The organism is Streptomyces sp. GL_141 (assembly GCF_057834385.1).
In genome coordinates, this window is sequence record NZ_CM174402.1 from 5,444,830 (window position 1) to 5,457,359 (window position 12,530).

A 12,530-nucleotide genomic window follows, 5' to 3' on the forward strand; every position below is an offset into this window, starting at 1 on the left:
CGGTTCATCAGTTCGTATGCGCACGCCTACTCGCCCCCGAGGCTAACTCGACCCTTTGACCACGCGTCGGGCCCCCACCGCGCCCAACACCAGTACGGCCCCGCCGATCACCGGATCCGGCACCGTGTCCCGTACGCCGCGCGGCAGCATCGCCACCACGCCCAACACGAGCAGAAACGCGAGCCCGGCCCCGCCGGCGGCCCGAAGCAGTCTGTCCACGTGCTGCTCAACGCGGCCGCCCGGCCGCCCGACACGGACCGCGCCGAGGGGATTTGTCGCACACTCGCCGGATCCGCGCGATGTCTGCTGAGGGAACCTGATGGGCATAAATTCAATCTCCCACCCAAAGGGGCAAACCACCTCGCCCCCTCTCGCCCCTGCCACCCCACTCACATCACCCACATCAGGAGCCAGGACATCGTGATCTGCTACGGACAGGCCGTCCTCGACCTCGCGGACGAACTGGTCGACGCCTACGCCGACGTCTTCTCCGCCCCGCCGTGGAACGAAGACGAAGAAACCATTCGCCAGTTCGCGGCCCGCCTCCCGGCCGACGCCCGGCGCCGTGGCTTCCGTACGGCCTTCATCCAGTCCGCCACGGGCATCGACGGCTTCGCGACGGGCTGGATCACCCCGGCGGCCTTCCCGAAGAACCGGGCGTACGCCCAGGTCGCGGCGCAGCTCGGGTCGGCCCGGGTGAAGGAACTCCTCACCGGGGCTCTGGAGATAGACGAACTCGCGGTACGCCCCTACGCACGCGGCCGCGGCACCGCCCGGGACCTCCTCACCGAGATCACCACCGATGCCCCGGACCGGCGTGCCTGGCTGCTGACCAGCCGCCTGGCCAGGAACACCGTGGCCACGTACCGCCGCCTGGGCTGGCACGAGGTCGCACCGCTGCCCGGCACGGAGACGGGCGTCATCGTCTTCCTGTCCCCGGACCACCCGAACCGGTCGGCATAACGGGGCAGCCCCTCCCGTACCCCGCCCGCCCGGAGCGGCACTCCCATCCGGACGGCGACGGCCGAGAGCCGTCCCCTGCCTCCGCGGAGCGCTCGAACCCGTCCGAAGAAGAAACGCGCGCCGTTCCCTTACGTCTGCCCGCCCACCCCCCCGCCCGCCCCGGGGAGGCGCGGGCCTCGGCCGAGGTCCTCCGGCGGGACTGAGCCCGTCCGCCAAGACAGCGGCAGGCCCCGCCGCGCGCTGCGAAGCCGGCGCAGGTTACAAGGCGAGGACGCCCAGCGGCAGCCACAAAACATCACCCATCGGGGCATCCGATCCACCAGGGCGGGGCATACCGCGCCCATGAACCCCACCCCACGCACCACCCGCCCCACCCACACGACAACCGCCACACACCCGGCACACCCGACGCGCGCGGGTCGGACCACCCGTCCCGGTCAGACCACCCGTCCCGGACGGGCCGCCGGGGCCGCACCCACCACCCGAGCCGTGCCTGCCGTCCAGGCCACGCCTGACGCTCGAACCACACCCGCCACCCAGACCACACCCACCACCCGTCCCGGTCAGGCCACCGGTACCGCACCAGCCACTCAAGCCCCGCTCACCCGACCCGTCCCGCAGTCCACCCGGACCCGCACCACAACCCCCACCCCGGCCCCCGCCTCCACCCCGGCCCCCGCCTCCACCGCGGCCCCCGCCTCCACCCCGGCCCCCGCCTCCACCGCCCGACGCCAGCTCAATCTCGCCACGCGCCACCAACTCACCACCACTGCCGGCGTCCCACCCGGCACGATCACCTCCCGCACCCGCCCCGGCGGGCCCTGGCAGCGGCTGCTGCCCCGGGTCTACCTCCTCCAGACCGGCCCCCCGGACCAGCGCCAACGCGCCCTGGCCGCCGTCCTCTACGCCGCCGAGCCCGGCTCCGACCCGCTCTCCGGCGATACCGCCGCCCTCACCGGCGGCGCGGCCCTCGCCCTGCTCGGGATCCGCGAAGCCCCGTACACGCCGGCCGACGTCCTGATCCGCGCCCCGCGCAAGCTCGCCGGGTTCCCGGACGTACGCCCGTACCCAACCGCCCGCTGGCCCCGCACCATCACCGTCTCGGGTATCCCGAGCACCCGCCCGGTGCGCGCGGCCGCCGACTTCGCGGCCCGGACCGACGAGCCGGCGGACCGGATCCGCTCGGTCCTCGCCCAGGTAGTCCAGTCCGGCTGGTGCCACCCGCAGGACCTGCACGCCGAACTCCGCGCCGCCCGCCTCCTGACCCGCCCCGCGATCCGCGCGGCGGCCGCGGAACTCCTCGCCGGAGTCCGCTCGGTCGCCGAGGCCCAGGCCCGCGACACCCTCTCGGCCACGGACCTCCCGACCCCCCTGTGGAACGCCCGCCTGCAGACCCCGGACGGCACGTTCCTGGCGAGCCCGGACGCCTACTGGCCCGACGAGGGCGTGGCCCTGGAGATCGACTCGGCGGAGTACCACTACAACCGCGACTCCTGGCACGCCACCCTCCACCGCCGCCTCCGCCTGGAGTCCCACGGCATTCTGGTGGTCAGCGCCACCCCCTCGATGATGCGAGACACCCCGAGGGAGGTGATCGCAGCCCTCCGCACCCTCCTCACCCTGACCACCACCCGCCCCACCCCACCCACAGCCCTGGCCCGCGGCCATGTCCAACTGGAGCTCCCGGTGCCATGACAATGACGTGGTGGAAGCCCTTGAGAGCACTCCAGGCGACCGTGCTCGTATGAGCCGGCAGAAGAGCAAGGACACCGGGATCGAAATGGCCCTGAGGCGTGCCTTGCACGCGACGGGCTTGCGTTACCGAGTCCATCGTCGACCGGCGAAGGGAATACGACGCGAAGCCGACATCGTCTTCGGTCCCGCACGGGTCGCCGTCTTCGTCGACGGCTGCTTCTGGCACGGATGTCCCGAGCACGTCACGTGGCCCCGCCGAAATGCCGAGTTCTGGCGATCAAAGATCGAGGGCAACCGGGCGCGCGACCGCGACACCGACGCGCGCCTCACCGAGTCCGGCTGGCTCTCGCTCCGAGTGTGGGAACACGAGAGCCCGGACGAAGCCGCCGTACGCATCGCCGAGGCGGTCGCGGAACGGCGGCCCGTCCCAGGCCCCGCGCGGCGAGTTGATCAGTTGAGTTGATCAGCCCGCTCCGTGGCACTCCCCGTAAGGCCTGCCCGACGTGCACCAGCAGGGGGTGGTGGGGGTGGGGGGCCAGGGGGTGGCTTTGCCTCGGGCGGCCAGGGTGGTGGCGTATTCCGCCAGGAGGGACGGGGAGGACGGGGAGGTCTTCTCCGAGGCGGCGAAGGCTTCGTAGGACGGGACGCTGGCCGTGACGATGCCGAGGTTCGTCGTGCCCGAGGCGGCCAGGGTGCGGAGCGAGGCTTCGACCTGGGCCAGGTGGGCGTCGTGGGAGGGGTACTCCGCCGAGAGGGTGGGGTACGAGGTGAGGAGCTCCGCCAGTTCGCGGGCCGGCCAGTGGAGGATGGCCACCGGGAAGGGGCGGGAGAGCGCGGCGCGGCGGTCGCCCAGTTCGGCGCGCAGGCGGGCGATCTCGGCGCGGAGTTCGGCGGGGTCGTCGGAGCCGAGGGCCCAGATGCGCTTGGGGTCGTGGAGCTCGTCCAGCGGGATCGGGCCGATGTGGCGGGTGTCCGCGACCATGTCCCAGTCGTCGTGGGGGAGTCCGAGGAGGCGGCGTACGCGGTGACGGCCCGTGAGGAGCGCGGTCGTGGCCGGGGTGAGGGGGGCGTTGTCCGGGGCCAGAAGGGTGGCCGCCTCCGTGAAGCACTCGTGGGAGGCCTCGAGTTCGTCGTGGGCTTCGAGGGCCTCGGCGATGACCTCCCAGGGGGCCGGGTCCGAGGGGGCTGCCGCACGGATGCCCTGGATGAGGGCGCGGGCCTCGGGCTCGTGGCCGTACTCCCAGAGGTTGGCCGCCTGGAGGGCCTTGATGAGGGAGGGGTCCTCGACCGTCTCGCCGGCGAGGAGTTGGTCGTACAGGGCGCTCGCCCGTTCGCGTTCGTCGGCCAGTTCGAGGTGGGCCGCGGCCTGGAGGAGCAACGGCTCCTGGTCCTCGGGGTAGCGGGTCGCCGTGCGGATGAGGCGCTCGGCTTCGGCGATGTGCTCGGCAGGCGTGTCGGGGCGCATGGTTTGCAGCGTACTGCCGCTGGTCAGTTGAGGGGGGAGGACTTAGGGTGCCGCCCGTGCGAGATCGCGTGCGGGTCGTGGTGCAGGGGAAGGGCCGGCGGTCGCGCCGGGCCGGTATCGCGGGCGCGTTGTGGGTGGCGGGTGAACTGGCCGTCACCGTGGGCGTGGTGGTGATGTTGCTGGTGGTGCACCAGGTGTGGTGGACCAACCGGCAGGCGCTGGCCGCCGCTCACGAGGTGGTGAGAGAGCTGGAGGAGGGCGGGTGGGCCCCCGTGCCGGAGGGCGAGGGGGAGGGCGAGGGTGACGGGGAGGCGGATCCCGCCGCCTCCGTGGAGCCGTCCGACGACGAGCCGGACGGTGAGGCGTCCTCGGGCGGTGTGTCCGCCGGAAGCTCCGGGCCGCGCACCGCCAAGCCGCCGCCGCGGGAGTCCGCGTACGGCGTCCTGCGCATTCCGCGCCTCGGCGTCGCCGTGCCCGTCGCGCAGGGCGTGGACAAGCGGTCCGTGCTCGACAAGGGGTACGCCGGGCACTACGCCGGGACCGCGCAGCCCGGGGCCGAGGGGAACTTCGCGCTCGCCGGACACCGCAACACGCACGGGGAGCCCTTCCGTTACATCAACCGGCTCAGGGCCGGGGACGAGCTGATCGTGGACGTGCGGGGCAAGCGGTACGTGTACCTGGTCGGGCAGACGCTGGCGGAGACGACCGAGCGCGACACCGGGGTGATCGCGCCCGTTCCGCGCAGCACCGTCACGCCGGGGGCCGGGTACAGCGAACCCGGCGCGTACATCACGCTGACCACCTGCACGCCCGAGTACAGCTCCAAGTACCGGCTCGTGGTGTGGGGGACCCTCAAGCGCTGACGGGTGGAGGGGCCGTAGGACCGTAGTGTGGGGCGGTGCGTCGGAAAAGGGTGAAACGTCCGCAGTTGGTGTGGCTCGCCGTGCCGTTCGTGTTGTTCATCGGAGCGCTGCCGCTCGCGAACCGGGTGGAGCCGGCGCCGGGCGGCGTACCGTTCCTGCTCCTCTGGTTCATCGGGGCGACCCTGCTGACCCCGCTCGCGGTCTGGCTGACCTGGCGCGGTGATCACCGGTGAGCCACGCGGCCGTCGCAACCACCGTCTTCGGCGTGTTCATGGTGGCCACCGTCGCGCTCGGACTGCTCGCGGTGCGCGGGCGCGGCGGGGGCGGCGGCGGGCTCGCCGAATGGTCGGTGGGCGGGCGCTCGCTCGGCACCGTGTTCATCTGGGTGCTGATGGCGGGCGAGGGTTACACGAGCTTCAGTTACCTCGGCGCGGCCGGCTGGGGCTACAACTACGGCGCCCCCGTGATGTACGTGGTCGCGTACATGTCCTGCGGCTACGCGGTCGGTTACGTCGTCGGGCCCCTGCTGTGGGACTACGCGCGCCGCCACGGCCTCGTCGGCATCACCGACATGGTGAGCCACCGGTACGGGCGCCCCTGGCTCGGCGCCGCGGTCGCGGTGCTCGCGACCGTCTTCCTGCTCCCCTACGTCCAGCTCCAGATCACCGGAATGGGCGTGGTGGTCTCGACGGTCACCTACGGGGCGGTGTCCCTGGAATGGGCCTACTTCATCGCCTTCGCCGTCACCACCGGCTTCGTCGTGGTGAGTGGGCTGCGCGGCAGCGCGTGGGTGTCCGTACTGAAGGACGTGCTGGTCATCGGCACTCTCGGGTTCCTCGCCGGCTACGTGCCCCTGCATTACTTCGGCGGCTACGGGGAGCTCTTCGACCGGCTCACCGCCGAACGCCCGCAGTGGCTGACGCTCCCCGGCGCCGGGAGCGGCGCGGGCGGCCGGGGCGAGCTCGGGATGGGGTGGTTCGCCTCCACCACCGTGCTGAACGCGCTGACCGTCGTCATCTTCCCGACCACGGTGGCGGGGTACCTGGGCGCGCGGAGCGCCGACGCGCTGCGCCGCAACGCCATCCTGCTGCCCGCGTACAACGTGCTGCTCTTCGTGCCGATGCTGCTGGGCATGGCGGCGCTGTTCGTCGTACCGGGGCTGACGGGGACAGAGTCCAACCTCGCGCTGTTCAAGCTGGTCGTGGACTCCCTGCCGGCGTGGGCGGTCGGGGTGATCGGGGTGGCGGCGGCGCTGTCGTCGATCGTGCCGATGGCGGTGTTCATGCTGGTCATCGGCACGATGTGGGGGCGCAGCGTGCTCTCGCTCGTGCCGCGCTGGAGCTCGGGCGAGCGACAGAAGCTCGCCTCGCAGGTGGTCGTGGTGGCGGCCGGGACGATCGCGCTGGTGATGACGTACACGGCGCCGAACACGCTGGTCAGGCTCTCGCTCGTGTCCTACGAGGGCATGGCGCAACTGGTGCCCATGCTGCTGCTGGGTCTGGTGTGGCGCAGGCTCACGACGGCGGCCGCGGTGTGCGGGCTGGCCGCGGGGGTCGCGGTGGTCTGCGGGCTGGTCTTCACGGGCAACGACCCGGTGTGGGGCGTGAACGCGGGCATGGTCGCCCTCGCGGTGAACCTGGCGGTCGCGCTGACGGTTGCCTGGCTCGGCCCCCGGGAGGGGGCGGGGAGCGGGGCGGGGGACCCCCGGCCGGACGAGGAGGTGCTGGCGCGTGATCCGCTGCCCGGGACCGGGGATCAAAACGATGTCCCGTCCGTTGTCAGTGCGCGCGGTTAGTATCGATCGCGAGTACGAGTACGAGTACGGGCACCAGTGCGCGTGCCAGTCCGGTGCGGGTGTGAGTCGCGGATCTCCTACGGGAGTTCGCGGGCGGGAGCGGGAGGGGGCGGTTCGCATGGCAGAGCACAGCGGGCTTCGCCCCGTGCGGTTCCCGGCGCCGTCCGCGCGACTCGTGGCACTGCTGGCCTCGCTCCTGCTGCTCGGCGGCTTCCTCGGGCTGTTCGCCGGGGAGGGCGGGCTCGGCGCGGTCGTGGTGGCCCTCGCGGCGACCTTCGCCGTGGGCGCCTCGGCCCTGGCCGCCCGGCTGGTCCGGCCGGTGCCGCCACACCGCATACGCACCGCGATCCGTGATCGCGAGCAGCGCACGGCGTTCCTGCCGCAGCGCGATCCCGACGCCTCGGGCCGGTCGCGGCCCAGGGCACCGGGCCGTCTCCTTCCGACGGCCGCGTAGGGGCGCGCAGCTCCTTCCTCCTGATCACTTCTGATCGCCACACCTTGCCGCCCCTCGCGGGTCGTCACGCCGAAACGCATCTCTTTCGACGTTCGACGAATCCCTCCGGAGGGCCCACGTGTCCGTTCTCATCGATCTTGTTGCTGTGCTGGGCCGGCTCCTGGAGCCGGTGCTGGCCGACTCCGCGACCGCTGCCGCGATCGTGCTGTTCACCGTGCTCGTGCGGCTCGCGCTGCACCCGCTGAGCCGGGCCGCCTTCCGCGGGGCGACCCCGGTGGCGGGCATCCTGCCGGTGCTGCTCCAGCTGCCGGTGTTCTTCCTGATGTACCGGGCGTTCTCCTCGGCGGAGATCGGCGGGGCCGCGAACGAGCTGCTCGGCCACCGGCTGTTCGCCGCGCCGCTCGGGGACCGGTGGGGCGAGGCCCTCGGGGAGGGCGGCCTCTTCGGCGCCTCGGGGCTGGTGTTCCTCGGGCTGTTCGCGGTCGTCGCGGTGGTGGCCGCGTGGAGCGCGGTGCGCGGACGCAAGGCGGCGGCGGTCATGGCCGCCACCGCCGCGGCGGCGGCTGCCGGGATGAAGGGCGGCGCCGCGAAGGGCGCCAAGGCGAAGGCCGCCCCCGCGAAGGGCTCCGGAGCCAAGGCCGGCCAGGTCTCGCGAGCCGGTGGAGCCCGTGCGGCCGGTGCCGTTGCCGGTGTGACCCCCGAGCAGCAGGAGCTCATGCGCAAGGTGGGCGGCGTACTGCCCCTGCTGTCCTTCGGAACGCTGATCACGGCCGCCCTCGTACCGCTGGCGGCCGGGTTGTACCTGGTCACGACCACCGCCTGGTCGGTCGCCGAGCGCGCCTGGCTCCAGTACCGGAAGGACCGGGCGGAGCGTGCGGAGCAGGCGGTCAGCGGAGCAGAGCGTTCCGCCATGTGAACAGGGTCTTGCGGATGGGGCCGGCATCTTGGAGGATCGACCAATCCTCCGATGGCCGCAACCCATCGTCCGGCCCGGGGCATGCCCATGGGTCGACCACCCTCGACCACGGGAGAATGCCCATGAAGCTGCTGCGTGTAGGACCCGTCGGGTCGGAGCGCCCCGCGCTGCTCGACCAGGACGGGACCCTGCGGGACCTGTCCGGCCTGATCACGGATGTGGACGGCGCACTGCTCGCCGACGACTCCGTGCTGTCCCGAGTGCGGGACGCGGCCGGATCCGGTGAGCTCCCGGTGCTGGACGCCGAGGGTCTGCGGATCGGGTCCGCCGTCGGCCGCATAGGCAAGGTCGTGGGCATCGGCCTGAACTACCACGGGCACGCGGCCGAGGTGGGCGCCGAGGCGCCGGCCGAGCCGATCGTGTTCCTCAAGGCCCCGGACACCGTGGTCGGTCCCGACGACACCGTGCTGATCCCGCGCACCAGCGTCAAGACCGACTGGGAGGCCGAGCTCGGCGTCGTCATCGGTGCCACCGCCCGCTACCTGGCCTCCCCCGAGGAGGGCCTCGCGCACGTCGGCGGGTACGTGCTGGTCAACGACGTGACCGAGCGCGCGTTCCAGAACGAGCGCGGCGGCACTTGGGACAAGGGCAAGAACTGCGAGACCTTCACCCCGCTCGGCCCCTGGCTGGTCACCGCGGACGAGATCCCGGACCCGCAGGCGCTGGACGTCAAGCTGTGGGTCAACGGTGAGCTCAAGCAGGACGGCAACACGTCCGACCAGATCTTCCCGGTCGGCGAGGTCGTGCGGTACGTGAGCCAGTTCATGACCCTGTACCCGGGCGACGTCATCGTCACCGGCACCCCGGCCGGTGTGGCCGCGGGCCAGCCGGAGCCGAAGCCGTTCCTGCGGGCGGGCGACGTGGTGGAGCTGGAGATCGACGGACTCGGCCGCCAGCGCCAGGAGTTCAAGAACGCGTAGTCGCGCAGGAAGGGGCGGTGCCGTCGTCGACGGCGCCGCCCCTTTTCCCGTTCTCGGGTGCCCCGTTCGCCCGTCGGCGCGCGGACGGCATCCGGCTCACTGGGTCACACGTCCACGGTCCGCCCGTCCGCCGACGACCTGCGGGCCGCCTCCAGGACGTCCAGGCAGTGCGCCGCCTCCAGGGCCGTGACGGGGGCCGGGCCGCCGTCGCGCAGGGCCGCCGCCACGGCCGCGTAGTACGCCGGGTAGTCGCCCGGCGCCGTGCGGACCGGCGTGCCCCCGCCGGTCAGCGGTGATTCCCCGGAGCCCAGCCGGCCCCACAGGTGCTCGGGCTCCTCGCCCCAGGTCCGCTCGGGGTCGCCGGGGCGCAGGCCCTCGCGCAGGGCCCCCTCCTGCGGGTCCAGGCCGTACTTGACGTAGCCGGCGCGGGAGCCCAGGACGCGGAAGCGCGGGCCCAGCTGGGCCGTGGTCGCGCTGACGTAGAGGTGGGAGCGGACCCCGCTCGCGTGGGTGAGGGCGATGAAGGTGTCGTCGTCCGCCTCGGCGCCCGGGCGGCGCACGTCGGTCTCCGCGTAGACCCGTACGACGGGGCCGAACAGCACCAGCGCCTGGTCCACCACGTGGCTGCCGAGGTCGTACAGCAGCCCGCCGATCTCCTCGGGGGCGCCGGACTCCCGCCAGCCGCCCTTGAGCTGCGGGCGCCAGCGCTCGAAGCGGGACTCGAAGCGCTGCACCTCACCCAGCTCTCCGTCGGCGATGAGGCTGCTCAGGGTGAGGAAGTCGTTGTCCCAGCGGCGGTTCTGGAAGACAGACAGGAAGGTCCCGGTCCGCTCGGCGAGCGCGGCCAGCTCGCGGGCCTCGGCGGCGGTGGCGGCGAGCGGCTTGTCCACGACCACCGGGATGCCGGCCGTGAGGGCGGCCGTGGCGAGCGGGACGTGCGTCTTGTTCGGGGAGGCGATGACGATCAGGTCGGGGGCGGGGCTCTGGGCGAGCAGCTCGGCGGCGGTGGCGGCGATCCGGACGTCCGGGTAGGCCTCGCGGGCCTGGGCGGCGCGGCCCGGGTCGGAGGTGACGACGGTGTCCAGGACCAGGCCCTCGGTCGCGGAGACGAGCGGGGCGTGGAAGACCGAACCGGCCAGGCCGTAGCCGACGATTCCGACGCGGAGGGGGGCGGGGGAGGGGGAGGAGGCGGGGGCGGTGACGTTCATGGTGACCACTTTGACAACAGTGTTGCTTAAGTGCAAGGAGGGTGGACAATGGGCAGGTGGACAGCAGGGGTGGCAGGGGCGACACGAGTGGCGGCGGCGTGAATCTTCCGGTGCTGCGCGGACACAACGACGCGCTCGTACTGGATCTCCTGCGCGGAGCCGGCCCCGCCGGCCTCGGCCGCGGTGACCTCGCCGCGCGTACGGGGCTCACCCCGCAGGCGGTCAGCAAGATCGCGGCGCGGCTCCGGGGCGAGGGGCTGGTGGCCGACGCCGGACGCGAGGCGTCCACGGGCGGCAAGCCGCGCACGCTGCTGCGGCTGGTTCCGGAGGCCCGGCACGCGGTCGGGCTGCACCTGGACCGTGACGAGCTCACGGCGGTACGGGTCGACCTGGCGGGCCGCGTCGTCGCCGACGGCCGTGTCCCGCTGGACTTCGGGGCCGGTCCGGAGGCGGTGGTCGAGGAGGCCGTGCGGGCGCTGGCGCGGGTGCGCGGCGACCGGCCGCTCCTCGGCGTCGGCGTGGCCGCGCCGGGGCCGCTGGACTGGCGGACCGGGGTACTGGGGCGGGTGACGGGGTTCCCGGAATGGGAGGGGTTCCCCTTGCGGGAGGTGCTGGAGGGGCGGTTCGGCGTTCCGGTGCGGGTGGACAAGGACACCAACGCGGGGGTCGCGGCGGGGGCCGGCTTCGGAGGGGCCGCATCCGGGGAGGCCGTGGCGTACGTACACGTCGGCACCGGACTGGGTGCGGGGCTCCGGCTGGCCGGCGGCGGAGAGGTCTACCGGGGGCGGCGCTCGGCGGCGGGGGAGTTCGGGCACCAGGTGCTGCGGCTGGACGGGCCGGCCTGTCGCTGCGGGGGGCGCGGGTGCGCGGAGGTGCTGTGCCTGGACGCGGTGGCGGGGGGCCGGCTGGAGGAAGCGGCGCGGATCGTGGGGGAGGCGGCGGCGAACCTGGTCGCGCTGCTGGATGTGGACCGGGTGCTGCTCGGGGGGCGGGTGGTGGCGGCCGCGCCGGGGGTGTTCCTGGCGGGCGTGCGGAAGGTCGTGGGGGCGCGGGCGTTCGTGGGGGGCGCGGTGGGGGTCGAACTCGCCGAGGGGGGTGTGGCGCAGGGGGCGGCGGAGCTGGTGCTCGGCCCGTTGTTCGGGCGTGGGGAGTAAGGGGCTTGCGGCCCGACCCCTCCTCGGCGGTGTCCGCCGAATGGGGGTAAATGGGGAGAAGTTGGGCGTGGTGCTGGACATGGGGTCGGGCGCGCGTGGGAAGGTGCGGACAAGGCCGGGGTGATTGTCGGCTTGTCCGGCAATCGTTTAATGAACCGTCCGGTTGGTTCTGAGTTCTGGGTCCTCGGTCCTCGGTTCTTCGTTCTCGGTTCTCGGTTCTTGGTTTTTCGTTGTTTCGGCGTCGGCGAGTAGGGGTTCTCCATGCGACTGCGCAAAGCCCTTGCCCTTGCAGCCGTCTTCGTAGCCACGACCGCCCCCACCGCGTCCGCCGACATCGGCAACGGCGGCGGAGCCCGCCCCGCGCCAGCGCTGCCCTCGCGGGTGGAAGCCACCTGCGGTGACGGGAACAGCACGCAGTTCCCCATCGGCGCCCGGATCCGCGGCGGACCGGCCGTGTACCGGACCGGCGGCGAGGCGCAGACCTGGTACCTCGACCTCACCAACACCACCACCACCGAGTGCACGGCCATCCACCCCGTCGTGGTCTTCACCGACCAGGCCCATGCCCTGCGCCCCGCCCATTTCCGGATGGAGTTCGACGCCCCCGGCGCAGCCGCCCCCGGTCACGCCCTCCCCGTCAGCCTGGAGCGCACCGACCGCGACGAGATCGTCGCCGTCTTCGACGGCGGCGACGCCTTCTCCGGCTTCGCCGTCGGCCCCGGCGGCTCCGTGACCGTCGCCGTCCGGCTCGCCTTCGCCTCCGGCGCCCCGCGCGGCGAGGCCGTCGCCGACGCCGCGCTGGTCCAGCGCAAGGGCGACGACGGCGACTGGATCGGCGAGGCGGGCGGCTACCGGTTCGAGATCCAGGGCCCCGACACGGAGAGCGGCGAGGCCGGAGCGCTGGCCGACACCGGCCGCGCCCCGGTGGCCTGGGCGTACGGCGCGGGCGCCGCGGCCGCCCTGGCCGGCGGCGGCGGACTCCTCCTCGGAGCCCGCCGGCTGCGCAAGGGGCCGGGCCGCACGCAGTCCGCGTAGGG

Annotated in this window: 14 protein-coding genes; 11 read left to right on the forward strand and 3 right to left on the reverse strand. The window is 73.3% G+C overall.

The features are described from left to right. Positions 1-42: 42 nt before the first annotated feature. Entirely contained in the window at positions 43-219 is a 177-nt protein-coding gene (locus AC3IX6_RS24170) for a hypothetical protein (protein ID WP_489364525.1), read from the reverse strand. 201 nt (positions 220-420) lie between these two features. Between AC3IX6_RS24170 and AC3IX6_RS24175 the strand changes: the two genes are divergently transcribed. The 3 genes from AC3IX6_RS24175 (at position 421) to AC3IX6_RS24185 (ending at position 3,121) form a co-directional block, all read left to right on the forward strand. Beyond that, positions 421-963 carry a GNAT family N-acetyltransferase gene (locus AC3IX6_RS24175; protein WP_489364527.1) on the forward strand — a complete coding sequence of 181 codons (543 nt, stop codon included), beginning with the start codon at positions 421-423 and terminating at the stop codon, positions 961-963. 489 nt (positions 964-1,452) lie between these two features. After that, complete coding sequence (locus AC3IX6_RS24180) at positions 1,453-2,658, forward strand: hypothetical protein (protein ID WP_489364529.1); 1,206 nt, start codon at positions 1,453-1,455, stop codon at positions 2,656-2,658. A 49-nt stretch (positions 2,659-2,707) separates the two neighbouring features. Next, entirely contained in the window at positions 2,708-3,121 is a 414-nt protein-coding gene (locus AC3IX6_RS24185; protein WP_489364531.1) for a very short patch repair endonuclease, read from the forward strand. On the opposite strand, the gene AC3IX6_RS24190 is transcribed toward AC3IX6_RS24185, so the two are convergent. Continuing rightward, complete coding sequence (locus AC3IX6_RS24190; protein WP_489364533.1) at positions 3,122-4,123, reverse strand: DUF8829 domain-containing protein; 1,002 nt, start codon at positions 4,121-4,123, stop codon at positions 3,122-3,124. 56 nt (positions 4,124-4,179) lie between these two features. Between AC3IX6_RS24190 and AC3IX6_RS24195 the strand changes: the two genes are divergently transcribed. The 6 genes from AC3IX6_RS24195 to AC3IX6_RS24220 all read left to right on the forward strand — a co-directional run bounded on the left by AC3IX6_RS24195 (position 4,180) and on the right by AC3IX6_RS24220 (position 9,131). Continuing rightward, the gene (locus AC3IX6_RS24195; RefSeq protein ID WP_489364535.1) at positions 4,180-4,986 is read left to right on the forward strand and encodes a class E sortase; all 807 of its coding nucleotides are present in this window, start codon (positions 4,180-4,182) and stop codon (positions 4,984-4,986) included. Positions 4,987-5,036: 50 nt separating this feature from the next. Continuing rightward, on the forward strand, positions 5,037-5,219 hold the full coding sequence (locus AC3IX6_RS24200) for a DUF3311 domain-containing protein (protein WP_489364537.1): 183 nt from the start codon (positions 5,037-5,039) through the stop codon (positions 5,217-5,219). Between the two features lie 38 nt (positions 5,220-5,257). Beyond that, the gene (locus tag AC3IX6_RS24205) at positions 5,258-6,781 is read left to right on the forward strand and encodes a sodium:solute symporter family protein (RefSeq protein WP_489371545.1); all 1,524 of its coding nucleotides are present in this window, start codon (positions 5,258-5,260) and stop codon (positions 6,779-6,781) included. Between the two features lie 118 nt (positions 6,782-6,899). Then, positions 6,900-7,235: a DUF6412 domain-containing protein gene (locus tag AC3IX6_RS24210; protein WP_489364539.1), complete on the forward strand. Its 336-nt coding sequence runs from the start codon at positions 6,900-6,902 to the stop codon at positions 7,233-7,235. Positions 7,236-7,353: 118 nt separating this feature from the next. Next, on the forward strand, positions 7,354-8,151 hold the full coding sequence (locus tag AC3IX6_RS24215) for a hypothetical protein (protein WP_489364541.1): 798 nt from the start codon (positions 7,354-7,356) through the stop codon (positions 8,149-8,151). A gap of 122 nt (positions 8,152-8,273) precedes the next feature. After that, positions 8,274-9,131, forward strand: coding sequence for a fumarylacetoacetate hydrolase family protein (locus tag AC3IX6_RS24220; protein WP_489364543.1), 858 nt, complete (start codon positions 8,274-8,276; stop codon positions 9,129-9,131). Positions 9,132-9,235: 104 nt separating this feature from the next. Here the strand turns inward: AC3IX6_RS24220 and AC3IX6_RS24225 are convergent, their stop codons facing one another. Further along, the gene (locus AC3IX6_RS24225; protein ID WP_489364545.1) at positions 9,236-10,339 is read right to left on the reverse strand and encodes a Gfo/Idh/MocA family oxidoreductase; all 1,104 of its coding nucleotides are present in this window, start codon (positions 10,337-10,339) and stop codon (positions 9,236-9,238) included. A gap of 56 nt (positions 10,340-10,395) precedes the next feature. On the opposite strand from AC3IX6_RS24225, the gene AC3IX6_RS24230 reads away from it, so the two are divergent. Together AC3IX6_RS24230 and AC3IX6_RS24235 are read left to right on the forward strand one after the other, a co-directional pair. Continuing rightward, the gene (locus AC3IX6_RS24230) at positions 10,396-11,493 is read left to right on the forward strand and encodes an ROK family transcriptional regulator (RefSeq protein WP_489364547.1); all 1,098 of its coding nucleotides are present in this window, start codon (positions 10,396-10,398) and stop codon (positions 11,491-11,493) included. A gap of 261 nt (positions 11,494-11,754) precedes the next feature. Next, positions 11,755-12,528 (forward strand): hypothetical protein, encoded by a 774-nt coding sequence (locus tag AC3IX6_RS24235; RefSeq protein WP_489364549.1) that lies wholly within the window; start codon positions 11,755-11,757, stop codon positions 12,526-12,528. The last annotated feature ends 2 nt before the right edge of the window (positions 12,529-12,530 follow it).